Genomic DNA, 15,604 nt, shown 5'->3' on the forward strand with positions numbered 1-15,604 from the left:
TTTAGCTGGATTATAGGGAGTATCAAGAATAAAAAAAGCCTGATGGCGAAATCAGGCTTTAAGTTTGTTGGAAAATTAGTCAGTAATTTTAACGAATATCGACACAATTCAAACAGAAGGTATAGATATTCTGCGGATCTTTCATATTGTTATAAAATGCAGCTTGTTTTTTCACATCTTGAGCGACTTCGGCAAGTGAAGCCGGCAACATTGACTGCAAAGTATTTGGTAATAGTGCTTGCGCTGACGAAGTCAGTCCCAACATGAATTTTTCTGAGAATGAAAGTTCAGGTTGCATCCAGTCCAGTGATACATTTTTGACCTTTGCCAGCTCAGCGGCTTTTTTAACGGCATCATCAAAATCACCCAGTTGGTCGACTAAACCATGTTTTTTGGCATCAATGCCACTCCAAACACGCCCCTGAGCGATATTATCGATTTCATTCAGAGACTTATTACGGGCAACTGCTACCAGCCCGATAAACTTATTGTAGCCATTCTCAATAGCCAACTGTATTACATCTGAAAATGTCTGGTTGATGCCTTTGGTTGCAGAGATATCGGCTAATGGCGTTGTTGAAACACCGTCGGTATTCACACCAACGTAATTGAGGCTCTTTTCAATGGTTTGAATAACACCAAAAACACCAATCGAGCCTGTTAAGGTACTCGGATCAGCAATAATGTAGTTAGCAGGGGTAGAAATCCAATAACCCCCTGAGGCAGTCACCCCCCCCATGGAAACTACAATAGGTTTCGCATTTCCTGTCTTGTCATCTCGGATAGCTGCCAATTCATTGCGAATAATTTCAGACGCACTGATACTGCCACCTGGGCTGTTTACTCGTAATACGATCGCTTTGATGTTGGGGTTATGGTGTGCGGCACGTAGTTGTTCAACAATAGTGTCACTTCCAACGATACCGGTTGATTGTTTGCCTTCTAAAATGGCCCCTTCAGCAACAATGACAGCAATGTTGCCTTTATTATCTGTATTTTGTATTGGTTTTTGGTCGATGTAATCATAAATGCTGATGTAATTGAAATGTTTTTGTTCTTTATTCCAGCCGAATTTCTCCTGCATTTTCTTTTCAACGGCACTGCGTGGCTCAATATAGTCCACCAGTTTGTTTTGGTACGCATACAGTGCAGTGTCTCCGCCAGCTTTACGGAATTTCTCGATAAAGTTTGCTGCGCCAGGGAAGATCTGATCGGCAGGGATATGTCGGTTAACTGCGATAGTATTTAAGTAATTGTCCCACAATTCGTTGAGCCAAAGGCTGTCAGCTTCACGAGCCTCTTTTGACATATCGTTACGTAACATGGGTTCAACTGCTGATTTATAGGTTCCCACACGGAAAATATGGGTAGATACTTTCAACGTATCCAACAATGACTTGTAGTATAAATGGTTAGTAGAGAAACCATGGATATCAACAGAGCCGAGTGGAGATAGATATATTTTATCGGCATAGCTGGCTAAAAGATATTGTGATTGACTGTAAGAGTCACCAATCGCAAAAACAGGTTTTCCTGCTGTTTTAAATTCGTTGATAGCCTTGCCAATATATCTCATAGAAGCCTGATCTGAGCCGATGAAATCATTTAGCTTCAATACCATGCCTGTAATTTTGGGATCGTTTTTTGCGCGGCGAATGTTGTCAACAACGTCAAACACGGAGGTTTCTTTGTAATTGCTATTGGATGGTCCAAAAAGATTTTTTGCGAATTGTTCAAATGGACTGCGATCCGTTACGCGATCAAGAACAATACCAGATAAGTTGACATACAATGCCCCGTGAGAGTTATCGTCAAGTTTGGATTGTTGTTGGTAAACGATGACTCCAATAACGACGACAACAATCAACAGAATAAAAATAAGATTGAAAATAAATTGGCGAACAAAATTTAGGAGTTTCCAACTCCATTTAAATAATGCTGCCGTGAAGTGCCATAATTTGCGCATATTGTCTCCGATTATGGTATCAAATGGAAATGGGGTTATCCTAATCAGCTCGTTGGGAAATGTCAGCTGGAAATCATGTTATTGATTGAAAAAATAGTTTATGTGCTTTCATTCATTGACGAATAAACAGAGAATGTTGGTTTGAGACAGATTATCTTATTTAGGAGAAAATAATGAATGCTTTGGAACTTTTGTTAAATCGTCGTTCAGTTTCACGTTTAACAACCCCCGCCCCAAAAGGTAATGAATTGCAACATATTTTAGCCGCAGGGATGAGAGCGCCTGACCATGGGGCTTTGCGTCCTTGGCATTTTATTGTGATGGAAGGGGAAGGCATAAATAAATTCAGTAACCTCCTTGAAAAAGCAGCCATTGAGGGTGGATTGGGAAAGGAGGTTGAGGAGAAAGCAAAAAATGCCCCTTACCGAGCACCTATGATTATTACCGTTATCGCCAAGGTAGTTGAACATGCAAAAGTTCCGGCATGGGAACAAGTTGTTGCTGCGGGGTGTGCCGTTCACGCGATGCAAATGGCCGCAGTCACCCAAGGTTTTGGCGGCATATGGCGTTCAGGCTCATGGACAGAAGATCCCATTGTCAGGGCTGGTTTGGGATGTGAGGAAAATGACAAGATTGTTGGGTTCCTTTACTTAGGAACCCCTGAACTCAGGGCACCTGCAAAAGTTGCAATACCAGATTTAACGAATTTTGTCAGTTACTTCTAATTTGCCAGTGACTTCTTAACTGGAGCGACTAATGTCAACTGAAATCCGTCTGACTCAATACAGCCATGATGCCGGATGTGACTGCAAAATTTCGCCTAAAGTGCTGGAAACTATTTTGCACAGTGAACAGGCAAAATTTTTCGATCCTAATCTTTTGGTCGGCAATGAAACCCGTGATGATGCTGCTGTGTATGATATTGGTAATGGTACAGGTATCATTAGTACTACGGATTTTTTTATGCCGATTGTTGATGATACGTTTGATTTTGGCCGTGTTGCGGCCACTAATGCTATCAGTGATATTTACGCGATGGGGGGGACAATTAATAAGCTGGCCCCGGAAATCGCTCAAAATGTCATTGAGGGAGGCAGGGCTGTTTGTCAGGAAGCGGGCATTTCTCTGGCTGGAGGGCATTCTATTGATGCACCTGAACCCATATTCGGTTTGTCAGTGACGGGTATTATCAATATTGAACGTGTAAAGCGTAATGATCAGACAAAGGCGGGGAATCTCCTGTTTCTGACTAAACCTTTGGGTGTTGGCGTATTGACTACGGCTGAAAAGAAAGGTTTGCTTCAACCTGAACACCAAGGTATTGCGAAAGAAACTATGTGCCAGTTAAATAACGCGGGGACAGATTTTGCAGGAATTGAGGGTGTTACAGCGATGACGGATGTAACAGGCTTCGGTTTGTTAGGGCATTTGAGTGAAATTTGTGAAGGTTCTGGTGTTCAGGCGAAGGTCAAATTTTCACAAATTCCGCGATTGCCAGATGTTGATATTTATATCGAAAAAGGTTGCGTACCTGGAGGCACAGGACGCAACTTTGACAGCTATGGGCACTTAGTTGGAAAGATGACTCCTCATCAATGCCATCTCCTGTGTGACCCACAAACTTCGGGTGGTTTGTTGCTGGCGATTTTGCCGGATGCCGTGGAAGAGGCGAAAGCCGTTGCACGAAGCCACAACATTGATTTTTTTGCTATTGGTGAACTGACTGAGCCAAGCTCAGGCAGAGCACTAATTGAAGTTCTTGAATAATTCCATGCGTCTTTTTATTGCAGAAAAACCCAGCCTCGCGAGAGCCATCGCAGATGTTTTACCGAAGCCCCATCGACGTGGGGATGGGTTTATCGAATGTGGTAATAACCAGTTTGTGACTTGGTGTGTTGGTCATCTATTGGAACAGGCCGAACCCGATGCCTACGAGAGCCGTTATGCGCGTTGGGTCTTGGCTGATTTACCGATCATTCCTGAAAAATGGCAGCTAAAGCCACGGGCAGCCGTGGCCAAACAGCTCAACATAATTAAATCCCTATTGGAAAGAGCGACCGAAATAATCCATGCAGGAGACCCTGATCGTGAAGGTCAATTGTTGGTGGATGAAGTGCTGGACTTTTTAGATCTGGATACGGATAAAAAACACAATGTCCAACGATGCCTAATCAATGATCTAAATCCCCAGGCGGTCGTAAAAGCGATTGAACGGTTAAGGAGCAATCGGGAGTTTATCCCCTTATGTGTTTCTGCACTCGCCAGAGCCAGAGCGGACTGGCTTTATGGCATCAATATGACCCGCGCTTACACCTTATTAGGCAAAAATGCAGGTTATCAAGGGGTATTATCGGTTGGGCGTGTCCAAACTCCTGTTTTAGGTTTGGTTGTGCGCCGCGATGAAGAGATAGAAAATTTCGTGCCAAAAGACTTTTTTGAAGTCAAAGCACATGTTGTTACACCCAATGAAGAGCGATTTACGGCTTTATGGCAACCCAGTGAATCTTGCATTGATTTTCAGGATGAAGAAGGGAGAATTATTCACCGGCCGTTAGCTGAGCATGTTGTTGCTCGTATTACCGGACAACCCGCCTATGTCTCTTCCTATCAGGATAAGCGTGAATCAGAAACGGCACCATTGCCTTTTTCCTTGTCATCTTTACAGATTGAAGCGGCCAGGCGTTTTGGCTTGAGCGCTCAAGATGTACTTGACATTTGTCAGCGGCTTTATGAAACCCATAAATTGATCACTTATCCACGCTCTGACAGTCGTTACCTGCCGGAAGAACATTTTGTTGGGCGTCATGCGGTCCTGAATGCCATTTCGGTTCATGCTACTCATTTGCTTCCGCAGGATGCTTTAGATATAGAGCAAAAGAACCGCTGTTGGGATGATAAGAAGGTTGATGCTCACCATGCCATTATTCCTACTGCACGTAGTAGCCAAGTCAATTTAACCGAAAATGAAAGCCATATTTATAGTTTGATTGCGCGACAATACCTGATGCAGTTTTTTCCTGATGCGGTATTTCGGAAATGTACGATTGAACTTGATATTGCAGGGGGGAAATTTATCGCCAAGGCACGTTTTCTGGCAGAAGCGGGTTGGAGGACTCTGCTTGGCAACAAGGAACGGGATGAAGAGAATGAAGGTACGCCATTACCTGTTGTTGCTAAAGGAGATGAATTATTGTGTGAGAGAGGCGAAGTGGTGGAAAGGCAGACACAACCTCCACGGCCTTTCACTGATGCAACACTATTGTCTGCAATGACTGGCATAGCCCGATTTGTGCAGGATAAAGCTTTGAAAAAGGTGCTTCGTGCCACTGATGGTTTGGGTACGGAAGCGACCCGAGCAGGGATCATTGAGTTGCTATTCAAACGGGATTTCCTGTACAAAAAAGGGCGCCATATTCACGCGACTCCGGCTGGCAGGGCTTTAATTCATGTATTGCCGGACATGGCGGTATTGCCAGATATGACTGCACATTGGGAATCTCGGTTGACGCAAATCAGCGAAAAGCAATTCCGTTATCAGGATTTTATGTTCCCCCTTCAGGAAACATTGCAGCAGTTGATTTGGCAGGCAAAACAGCATCGTAATTTGACGGCTTTTAGGGACTTGCCTCCTGTTCCCGTTAATGCCAAAAAAGGGAAAGGAAAGCAGGCAAAATCCAGTAAGAGCAGGGCAAAGAAAGATCAAGCCAATCAGGGATAATCTGAAATGCTGACACAGCACCACCTATTATGGTGCTGTGTTTCATGATCGCTGTTTATATCTTAAATTCAGTCCAAACAGGGGCATGATCGGATGGTTTTTCCATGCTGCGGATAGCATAATCGATACCAGAAGAGATACATCTTTCTGCCAATGGATGGCTGGCCAGCAGCAAATCAATGCGCAGCCCACGATTATCATCAAAGCCTTTTGAACGATAGTCGAACCAAGAAAACTGGTCATTGACTTCGGGGCTTAGTGCTCGGAATGTATCGATGAATCCCCAATTTTTCAAGCGTGCCATCCATTCACGCTCTTCTGGCAGGAAAGAACATTTCCCCGTCTTTAACCAGCGTTTCTGGTTGTTTTCTCCGATACCAATATCGAGATCTGTTGGACTGATATTCATGTCTCCCATAATCAGAATGTGTGACTCCGGAGAATGGTTAGTTTCCAGGTAAGACAGTAAATCCTGATAAAACTTTTCTTTTGCAGGAAATTTAATTGGGTGATCACGGCTCTCCCCTTGAGGAAAATAGCCATTGATTACAGTTAATAAACCAAGAGGTGTCTCGATATCGGCCATAATAATGCGGCGCTGTGCATCATCGCCATCAGTAGGAAAACCTTTACGGATATCTACGGGTTGTTGGCGAGTCAACAGGGCGACACCGTAGTGCGATTTTTGACCATGATAAAAAACGTGATAACCCAGCTTACTGACTTCTTCCAGAGGAAACATTTCATCATGGACTTTTATTTCTTGTAATCCGATAACATCAGGTTGGTGTTGTTCAACAATGGCAGCGAGTTGATGATGACGTGCTCTTAACCCATTAATATTGAATGATATAAATTTCATATTGTTATAATCACCTATATAATATTCTTATTCTTAATGTTAACAGATACAAATAAGGATGTAACTATTTATTAAATAATAAATTTTACCTAATTATTTTGATGATTCGCTATTTTACTCATATATGTAATACTATATTGAGTATAATGCCCTCGTTACCCCAAATTTAAAGTGTCGAATCGATTTTTAAATAATAAAAAGACACCAAATCAATAAATAGTAAATTAATTGATGTATAACAATTCACTAATTGTTATGTGTTATATTTAACATTTGATATTATAATTTTCCGTGAGAGTTTTTATTCTTGAAATTTATTTTATGTTGTGTGTTACAAAAATTAATTAATGAAAAAGTAGAAGAGTTAATCAATCTCTGATAGAAATTTGAACTTGTAGGCCAGGGTTATATTTATTAATGGTTTACAATCACGGTGGAATATTCATCATGATATAGATGAATAATATAGTTCATCTAAACCGCATTATTGCATCAGGGACTGGCATTTTATATAAATGTCATTTGAAAAATACTTATTTTTATTGTACAAAATTATACCTTCATAATATCAAGTTTGATTTAGCGGTTACCTGATGAGAAGGCCATTTCAAGGAAATTATTTTAGCCACAAGTTACATAGGAACGGTGAATTATGTTTTTTTCTCGTAAATTAGAAGCATTCATGGCGGTGGTGGAAATGGGTTCTTTAAGCAAAGCGGCAAGAGTGATGAACCGTACGACTCCCCCAGTCGCTAAATCAATTAAAGACTTTGAAGCGACGTTAGGAAAGCGCTTATTCAAAAGGGAGAAGTTTGGGATGATTCTGACCAAAGACGGAGTGGAGTTATATAATGACTTAAAAGAGCTCTATTTGAAAGAGAAAGAAATTACAAAGAAACACATTAGCGGGAGTATTTGTAATGTTGTAAATATATACCATGATTGGGGTAAGAAAAAGCATCTGATTTCGCTTTATAAAGCAGCGGACAGAAATAATGCTCAAGTTAATATATTACGCTTCAGTTATGATAACATTGATGAAATAGTTGACTATGAGGGCAATACAATAATTTTAAGTTCAGAAAAAATACTTAGTGATCGATTCAGCCTGGTAAGGAAAATTGATGGCCCAAATTTGGGGATCTGCTGCCGTAAAGAGTTATTGGCTGAAGTCAATGGGGACTTTACTCAATTGCTGAGAAAGAGAACGTGGTTATGTGATCCAGTGCTCTATAAAGGCAATTTGATAAAGAATTTGGAAGAGGAAATGATAAAAAACGGAGAAAAAGTTAATATTCGACAGATGGATAATATCGAATGCTGTCTCAATTTTATTCAGTCAACCGATTATGTTTTTATTACAGATTCCCATTCCGGTGCATTGGAAGAGGGAGAAAGCCTAGGCTTCATTTCTATATCACGGCCTGATGCAATTAATCAGTGTTATGTCTACAAATCAAAATCTCATTCAAGTGTGTTAAATCGTTTCATCGACTCCGTCAGTGATATGGAGTAACTGACTGCGTGAGCGGAGCGAACTATCAGGTTTCTCAGCTCCGCTATGGGTGTTTGCCCAAATGCATTAAAAGAGCTTAGAATAGATTTTTGATGGTGGTGAGGAAGGATGATGTGTTATTTCGTTCCTCACCTTTGGCTTATATAGGTATTACACATCTGTCATTTCATCTTGCTTCTCTTGCCCATAGCCATTCTGTGGTATTCCAATTTGAATGTTAGCTGAACGCATTAACACTTTCCAAATCGATACATTCTATGAGCCAGCAAGCTATAATCTGCTTTAGTAAGGATAAGTATGTTTCATTTTATGAAATGAAATGTGAGTTCTTGATGGTGGTGGGGGAAGGATTCGAACCTTCGAAGTCTGTGACGGCAGATTTACAGTCTGCTCCCTTTGGCCGCTCGGGAACCCCACCAGATTTTTGGATTTTTGAATTGTATGCTATCGTTAGCAGCGAGCGGCATGATATCAGATAAACCGCCGCTGTAAAGTAGCTAATTGAAAATAAAGTATCGTATGATTACTTTTTGATCCGGGTGATTGTGTTGCAACCTACTGGGTAATATCATCGATAGAAAGTATCTGTATTACAGGTTGCATTTTGCCCAAGCAGCTATAGACACAATACTTTATTGTTTATTAAAAAATAACATGGTTGATTAAAGAATAACGGTACGGTTACCATATACAAAAACCCGCTGGGAAAATACCCAGTGTAATGCTTGGCTCAATACATTCTTTTCAACATCCCGTCCTGCCCGCATCATCTCCTCAGCGGTATAGGTGTGATCCACATTTATCACATCTTGGGTGATAATCGGCCCTTCATCCAAATTGTCATTTACATAATGAGCCGTCGCGCCAATAATTTTCACACCACGCTCATAAGCTTGATGGTAAGGGCGAGCACCGATAAATGCGGGCAAGAATGAATGGTGAATATTGATTATTTGATTTGGGTAATGCTGAACAAATGCCGGTGTTAAGACTCGCATATACTTGGCAAGCACAACATAATCCGGCTTATATTGATCAATTTGGGCTATCAATGCTTCGTCATGTTGTTCACGGGTTAGACCCTCATGACTGATGTAATGGAATGGGATATCAAACTGCTCAACCAATTTTTGCAAAGTAGTATGATTGCCGATGACAGCAGCAATTTCGACATCCAGTCCACCATAGACGCTTTTGACTAAAATATCGCCAATGCAATGCGCTTCTTTTGTCACCATGATAACGATACGACGTCGGCCCGCTGTATTCAATTCACGGTTTGAACCCGCCGGTAGAGCGTCATCCAAATCTGCCAGAAGAGTTTCGTCATTAAAAATACCCTCCAGCTCGGTACGCATAAAAAATCGGCCAGTACGATGATCAACAAACTCATTATTTTGAACGATGTTTAATTGATGTTTGTAACAAATGTTTGTGATTTTTGCGATCAATCCTTTGGAATCAGGACAAATCGTCCGCAAGATTTTTTTTTGTATGTTTGCGTTTTGCATGGATTACGAGAACCTCAAATATTCTTCACTGTGTGTGAGTTGTTATGTTTGATATTTAGATGCTGATTTAACCACAGCATTTCTTATATTTTTTGCCTGAACCACATGGGCAAGGGCTATTTCGGCCTATTTCAGGGCGAATGCCATCTATATAAAACCAACGTTGATCAATGCGCAAAAAACGTGAGCGCTCATGAATCAATTGCTTATCTTGCTTTCCTTGTTCAATAAAGCAAGCTGAAAATTCAACATAAGCTTCGTTATTATGTTTCCCCTGATGAGTTTCGAGGACATTTAATCCCAGCCATTGTACACCGGCAAAACTTTGTTCTATTTCTGTACGCCAATTTTCAGCCTGGCAATCTGGGTGCCAGGTAGCGATAAGATAGTCTGCATTTTGTGTAACGTAAGCGCTATATCTGGAACGCATCAGGGATTCAGCATTTGGGGCAGGGTGATGATTTTCAAGATAGGGACTACAGCAAAGGTCGAAAGATGAGCCACTGCCGCAGGGACACATTTTTGTCAAAATAACTCCAGTTATTTAAAGAAGTTGCAGATTATCGTTAATTGTAAGGTAAATTAGTATTTGTTGAATAGGATTAAATGCACAACCCGACATCTAATCATTGAAATGTGATTAAAAGCTAGCGCATTGTATATCTGGCCGAATTAACTGGTGTATACTCGTGCGCGTTATTTTTTGCGAGTGCAATTTTCTTCACACATACGATTTTTTTTGAGAGTTAATGCTATTGTTTAAACTGTAAAGGAGTTTTTCAGTGAAAACATATCAGTGAAAACATAGCAGTAGGAGACGATGTAATGTCAGTAATAAATAAAAAGGTCAAGAAGGCGGTTATACCTGTTGCTGGTTTGGGAACCCGGATGTTGCCAGCCACCAAAGCCATCCCGAAAGAAATGCTCCCCTTGGTGGATAAACCACTTATTCAGTATGTGGTCAATGAATGTATCAAAGCAGGTATTAATGAGATCATTCTGGTCACACATTCATCCAAGAACTCGATAGAAAACCATTTTGATACCAGCTTTGAGTTGGAAGCGATTCTTGAGAAAAGAGTTAAGCGCCAATTACTGGACGAGGTACAATCTATCTGTCCAAATCATGTGACAATCATGCAAACCCGTCAGGGAATTGCAAAAGGATTGGGACATGCCGTGTTATGTGCTAAACCACTTATTGGTGATGAGCCGTTTGCTGTTGTTCTGCCGGATGTTATTTTGGATGAGTACAGTACCGACCTATCAAAATATAATTTGAGCGAAATGTTATCACGCTTCAACAGCAGTGGTGCAAGCCAAATTCTAGTTGAACCTGTCCCTGTAGAAAGTGTTGCCGATTATGGCATTGTTGATTGCCTGGGGGAAAATTTACAGCCTGGGGATAGCAAACCGATTGCCCGTGTTGTTGAAAAACCAAAACCAGAAGAAGCGCCATCGAATCTTTCCATTGTTGGTCGTTATGTATTATCTGAAAAAATCTGGCCATTATTGGCTAAAACTGCGCCAGGGGCAGGAGATGAAATACAACTGACTGATGCTATTGCCCTGCTGATGGAAAAAGAGCCTGTTGAGGCTTATCACTTGCAAGGCCGTAGTCATGATTGTGGTAATAAGTTGGGTTATATGCAGGCATTTGTTGAATATGGCATGAAACATAAAGAATTGGGCAAGTCATTCGCGGATTGGATCATGACCTTGCAAAATCAGTTCGAAAAATAATCTACTAGTACTTTAAGGTGTGATATGAAAGTTACTGTATTTGGTATTGGCTACGTAGGCTTAGTACAAGCAACCGTATTTGCTGAAGTGGGGCATGATGTTCTTTGTGTCGATGTTGATGCAAAAAAAGTCGAGAACCTGAAAAATGGTCAAATTCCTATTTTTGAGCCGGGCTTGACGCCCTTGGTAAAGAAAAATCATGCTGAAGGACGGCTGAATTTTACAACGGATGCCAAAGCCGGTATTGCTCATGGCAAATTACAGTTTATTGCAGTAGGCACACCTCCTGATGAAGATGGCTCTGCTGATCTTAAGTATGTAACTGCTGTAGCCAGAACTATTGCGGAAAATATGGATGGTTACAAAGTTGTTGTTGACAAGTCAACTGTGCCAGTAGGTACAGCTGATAAAGTCAGGGCAGTGATGCAAGCAACATTGGCAGAACGTAATCTGGAACTTCCATTTGATGTCGTTTCCAATCCTGAATTTTTGAAAGAAGGCGCCGCTGTTGCTGATTGTATGCGGCCTGAACGCATTATTATTGGTTGTGATAATGATGATGTGGTTGATGTCATGCGCGAGCTGTATGAGCCATTTAATCGTAATCATGATCGTATGATAGTCATGGATATCCGCAGTGCTGAATTGACTAAGTATGCAGCTAACTGCATGTTGGCGACAAAAATCAGTTTTATGAATGAAATTGCTAACTTGGCTGAAATACTGGGAGCTGACATTGAACATGTGCGCCAGGGAATTGGTTCCGACTCACGCATCGGATATCACTTTATTTACCCTGGATGTGGATATGGTGGTTCATGTTTCCCTAAAGATGTTCAGGCACTGATCCGGACTTCTGAACAAATTGGATATACGCCAAAAATTCTTCAGGCAGTGGAGCAGGTTAACGAAAAACAGAAAAATAAATTGCCTGCTTTTGTAAGACAACATTTTGGTGATGATTTATCGGATAGGACATTTGCTATTTGGGGGCTGTCATTTAAACCTAATACAGATGACATGCGTGAGGCATCGAGCCGTGTCTTGATGGAAACGTTATGGAAATGTGGCGCTAAAGTTCAGGCGTATGATCCTGAGGCTATGCAAGAAGCTCAGCGTATTTATGGGCAGCGTGATGATCTCTCTTTAATGGGAACAAAAGAAGCAGCATTAAAAGGTGCTGATGCTTTGATTATCTGTACAGAATGGCAAAACTTCAGAGCACCTGATTTTGATGTGATTAAAGATTCATTAAAAACGCCTGTGATTTTTGATGGACGCAATCTTTATGATCCTGAACGCCTACAATCGCGTGGTTTTACTTATTATGGTATTGGCCGCGGTGCCTCAATCAGACCCGTCATTTGAGTTAATTTATGAAATTTTTAGTTACAGGCTCTGCTGGTTTTATAGGTTTTCATGTTAGTCAGCAGTTATTGAATATGGGGTATGAGGTTGTTGGTATTGATAACCTCAACGATTATTATGATGTTAATTTGAAACAGGCGAGATTAAATTTATTACTCCCTTATTCAAATTTCAAATTTCAAAAATTAGACTTGGCTGACAGAGTTGCAATACCCGAATTGTTCGCGCAACATCAATTCCAGCGAGTGATCCATTTAGGGGCTCAGCCGGGTGTGCGTTATTCAATACAAAACCCTATGGCATATATAGATGCCAATATCGTCGGTCATATCAATATACTTGAAGGTTGCCGCCATCATTCTGTAGAGCATCTATTATATGCATCTTCCAGTTCAGTATATGGCTTAAATAAAAAGCAACCTTTTTCTACTGATGACTCAGTTGATCATCCGGTTTCTTTATATGCAGCAACGAAAAAAGCTGATGAATTAATGTCTCACAGCTATTCACATCTTTATCAACTTCCCACTACAGGATTAAGATTTTTTACCGTATATGGACCGTGGGGGCGTCCTGACATGGCTTTATTTAAATTCACTAAAGCTATGTTAGAAGGTAAGCCGATTGATGTTTATAATCATGGCAATATGGTGAGAGATTTCACATATATTGATGACATTGTTGAATCAATAATCAGGTTGCAGGATATCATTCCTACTTCCAATAAAGACTGGTCAGTCGAAGATGGGCAAATATCTGCCAGCTCTGCGCCGTATCGAGTTTACAATATTGGCAATGGACAACCGACAAAACTGGGTGATTTTATTGAAGCCATTGAAACCTCATTAGGAATTGAGGCGAAGAAAAACTTTATGGAAATTCAAGATGGCGATGTATTGTCAACGTGTGCAGATTCAAGCGCGCTTTACAATAAGATTGGCTTTTCACCTAACATGCCGGTAAAGGAAGGGGTGAAACGATTTACTGATTGGTATTTAGACTTTTATCAAAAGCTGTGACAGTAGAAATAGGAAAAGGAGCGATTAGCTCCTTTTTTTACTAAATTATGTTAATAAAAAACTAAGTTAGTGTTAAGTTATTTTTTATCACATCGAGAATATAAAAGCGATTTAGCCATTAATATAACTCTCTGTGTTTCTACATCAGCCTGTAATTAACCTAGTTAGTTTATATTAAGCATAAAACAAAAATACCCTTGATAGGGTATTTTTGTTATCAGGTTTACAAAGCAACTGATTAGATCAGGAAATCGTCCAGTGATTTGCCTTCTTCTTCAATTGCTTTTTTGATTACAGCTGGTGTACGGCCTTGGCCAGTCCAGGTTTTAGTTTCACCGTCATCAATGTATGAATATTTTGCTGGACGAGCAGCACGTTTAGATTTACCAGTAGATTTACCACTTAAAGCATCCACTAAATCGCTTAATTCAATACCGTCTTTTTCCAGCATTTCACGGTATTCTTGAAGCTTACGTGTGCGCTCTTCTAATTGTACACGAACCTGGTTTTCTTCATCGCGACGTTCTTCAACAACAGTCGTAAGTTTTTCCAGCATTTCTTCTAAAGTACTAAGTTCACATTCTCTTGCTTGTGCGCGCAAGGTACGGATGTTATTTAAGGATTTTAAATTTTCGCTCATTGTCCTGGTCTCAAATTATAATGATGATAGCCGATGTAGAGATAATAATAGAATGCTATTTTATTTTCTGCAATAGTGAATTTACTTTCTCAGGATAAAACATGTCATTTTAAAATGCAATTTTTGAAGTAATCGATATATTGCGTTTTAATCCTGCTATTGGGTTTACCATTTTTCAATAAGAATGACGGGGATTACTGTAAAGTTTAGTAAGGAATAAAACCTAGGGTATAAAACCAATTTATAGTCAATCCGTAAGAAACATTAACTGTTTTGCTAGAAATAAACTGAAGAGTAAGTGTGTGATGAAAGTTTTTTTATGGGTAATCCATTAGTTATGATCATGATGGGTGAATTGAACAAAAGTAAACCACTTTGATTATTAATATTCAAAGGATGAGGGTAAAAATAACTATTTTCTTTTTATGTTAATTTTGTGCATTTGGCATGCAGTAAGTACTTGTGGTGCTGATTTTATATGCGCAAATGTGATGATTATCATGAAAATAATCTTTTGTTATTCAACCTAATTTGTTTCTGTTACTCCACATTTGACAACAACAAAGATAATTTCAACCAAAGTTTGTGGTAAACTGTTGCTGTTATATCGCCTGATTAAATTTGACAAGAGGATGAACAGGCCAATGGCTCAGCTTTATTTTTATTATTCTACCATGAATGCTGGGAAATCAACTTCCTTATTGCAGTCTTCCTATAACTATAACGAAAGAGGAATGAGAACGCTGATCTTTACAGCAGAAATCGATACTCGATTCGGTAAAGGAAAGGTTAGTTCCCGTATTGGCTTATCGGCTGAAGCGTTGTTGTTTTCACCGAAAATAAATATTGCTGAGCTTATCAGAAAGGAAAATGAGGCAGAAAAAGTCCATTGCGTTTTGATTGATGAATGCCAATTCTTAACGAAAGAACATGTCGAGCAACTTTGTGAAATTGTAGATTATGACGATATCCCTGTTCTTTGTTATGGTTTAAGGACAGATTTTCAAGGTGAGTTATTTAGCGGCAGTGAATATCTCCTCGCGTGGTCAGATAAATTGGTAGAGTTGAAAACAATTTGTCATTGTGGGAGAAAAGCCAGCCGTGTACTTCGTTTTGGCAGCGATGGCAACGTTGTTTACGATGGTGCTCAGGTTGATATTGGTGGTAACGAAAAATACGTCTCAGTGTGTCGTAGGCATTATACTGACGTTATTCGTGAAGCCAGGGCAAAAAAGGTTTAATACGCCCCCAGTTGTAATTG

General features: G+C 40.2%; 13 protein-coding genes and 1 tRNA gene. 8 read left to right on the plus strand and 6 right to left on the minus strand.

All coding sequences use genetic code 11. The annotated features are described in order from the left end of the window. Positions 1-88: 88 nt before the first annotated feature. Positions 89-1,966 carry a signal peptide peptidase SppA gene (sppA, locus tag BDE27_RS06190; protein WP_099132355.1) on the minus strand — a complete coding sequence of 626 codons (1,878 nt, stop codon included), beginning with the start codon at positions 1,964-1,966 and terminating at the stop codon, positions 89-91. A gap of 173 nt (positions 1,967-2,139) precedes the next feature. Here sppA and BDE27_RS06195 point away from each other — a divergent pair, with 173 nt between their 5' ends. Genes BDE27_RS06195 through BDE27_RS06205 form a run of 3 tightly spaced genes read left to right on the plus strand, consistent with a single transcriptional unit; the run spans position 2,140 to position 5,684 of the window. Next, the gene (locus BDE27_RS06195) at positions 2,140-2,691 is read left to right on the plus strand and encodes an NAD(P)H nitroreductase (protein ID WP_099132356.1); all 552 of its coding nucleotides are present in this window, start codon (positions 2,140-2,142) and stop codon (positions 2,689-2,691) included. Positions 2,692-2,722: 31 nt separating this feature from the next. Further along, the gene (selD, locus tag BDE27_RS06200) at positions 2,723-3,733 is read left to right on the plus strand and encodes a selenide, water dikinase SelD (protein ID WP_099132357.1); all 1,011 of its coding nucleotides are present in this window, start codon (positions 2,723-2,725) and stop codon (positions 3,731-3,733) included. A 4-nt stretch (positions 3,734-3,737) separates the two neighbouring features. After that, the gene (locus BDE27_RS06205; RefSeq protein WP_099132358.1) at positions 3,738-5,684 is read left to right on the plus strand and encodes a DNA topoisomerase III; all 1,947 of its coding nucleotides are present in this window, start codon (positions 3,738-3,740) and stop codon (positions 5,682-5,684) included. Positions 5,685-5,739: 55 nt separating this feature from the next. Here the strand turns inward: BDE27_RS06205 and xthA are convergent, their stop codons facing one another. Continuing rightward, the gene (gene xthA / locus BDE27_RS06210; protein WP_099132359.1) at positions 5,740-6,546 is read right to left on the minus strand and encodes an exodeoxyribonuclease III; all 807 of its coding nucleotides are present in this window, start codon (positions 6,544-6,546) and stop codon (positions 5,740-5,742) included. A gap of 652 nt (positions 6,547-7,198) precedes the next feature. Between xthA and BDE27_RS06215 the strand changes: the two genes are divergently transcribed. Continuing rightward, complete coding sequence (locus BDE27_RS06215; RefSeq protein WP_099132360.1) at positions 7,199-8,062, plus strand: helix-turn-helix domain-containing protein; 864 nt, start codon at positions 7,199-7,201, stop codon at positions 8,060-8,062. Between the two features lie 333 nt (positions 8,063-8,395). Here BDE27_RS06215 and BDE27_RS06220 read toward each other — a convergent pair. The 3 genes from BDE27_RS06220 to BDE27_RS06230 form a co-directional block, all read right to left on the minus strand. After that, a tRNA-Tyr gene (locus BDE27_RS06220) sits at positions 8,396-8,480 on the minus strand. A 244-nt stretch (positions 8,481-8,724) separates the two neighbouring features. Beyond that, on the minus strand, positions 8,725-9,573 hold the full coding sequence (gene purU / locus BDE27_RS06225) for a formyltetrahydrofolate deformylase (protein ID WP_099132361.1): 849 nt from the start codon (positions 9,571-9,573) through the stop codon (positions 8,725-8,727). Between the two features lie 67 nt (positions 9,574-9,640). Continuing rightward, positions 9,641-10,102: a YchJ family protein gene (locus tag BDE27_RS06230; protein ID WP_208638569.1), complete on the minus strand. Its 462-nt coding sequence runs from the start codon at positions 10,100-10,102 to the stop codon at positions 9,641-9,643. Between the two features lie 296 nt (positions 10,103-10,398). Here BDE27_RS06230 and galU point away from each other — a divergent pair, with 296 nt between their 5' ends. Genes galU through BDE27_RS06245 form a run of 3 tightly spaced genes read left to right on the plus strand, consistent with a single transcriptional unit; the run spans position 10,399 to position 13,703 of the window. Next, positions 10,399-11,316, plus strand: a complete 918-nt coding sequence (gene galU, locus BDE27_RS06235) for a UTP--glucose-1-phosphate uridylyltransferase GalU (protein WP_099132363.1) — start codon at positions 10,399-10,401, stop codon at positions 11,314-11,316. A gap of 24 nt (positions 11,317-11,340) precedes the next feature. Further along, a complete protein-coding gene (locus BDE27_RS06240; protein ID WP_099132364.1) occupies positions 11,341-12,684 on the plus strand; it encodes a UDP-glucose dehydrogenase family protein in 1,344 nt (447 codons plus the stop codon). Between the two features lie 8 nt (positions 12,685-12,692). Then, positions 12,693-13,703 carry an NAD-dependent epimerase gene (locus tag BDE27_RS06245; protein ID WP_099132365.1) on the plus strand — a complete coding sequence of 337 codons (1,011 nt, stop codon included), beginning with the start codon at positions 12,693-12,695 and terminating at the stop codon, positions 13,701-13,703. Positions 13,704-13,941: 238 nt separating this feature from the next. On the opposite strand, the gene BDE27_RS06250 is transcribed toward BDE27_RS06245, so the two are convergent. Continuing rightward, positions 13,942-14,343 (minus strand): H-NS family histone-like protein, encoded by a 402-nt coding sequence (locus BDE27_RS06250; RefSeq protein WP_099132366.1) that lies wholly within the window; start codon positions 14,341-14,343, stop codon positions 13,942-13,944. Positions 14,344-14,987: 644 nt separating this feature from the next. Here BDE27_RS06250 and BDE27_RS06255 point away from each other — a divergent pair. Next, positions 14,988-15,584 carry a thymidine kinase gene (locus tag BDE27_RS06255; RefSeq protein ID WP_099132367.1) on the plus strand — a complete coding sequence of 199 codons (597 nt, stop codon included), beginning with the start codon at positions 14,988-14,990 and terminating at the stop codon, positions 15,582-15,584. The last annotated feature ends 20 nt before the right edge of the window (positions 15,585-15,604 follow it).

It is taken from the genome of Xenorhabdus ehlersii (assembly GCF_003610465.1).
GTDB lineage: Bacteria > Pseudomonadota > Gammaproteobacteria > Enterobacterales > Enterobacteriaceae > Xenorhabdus > Xenorhabdus ehlersii.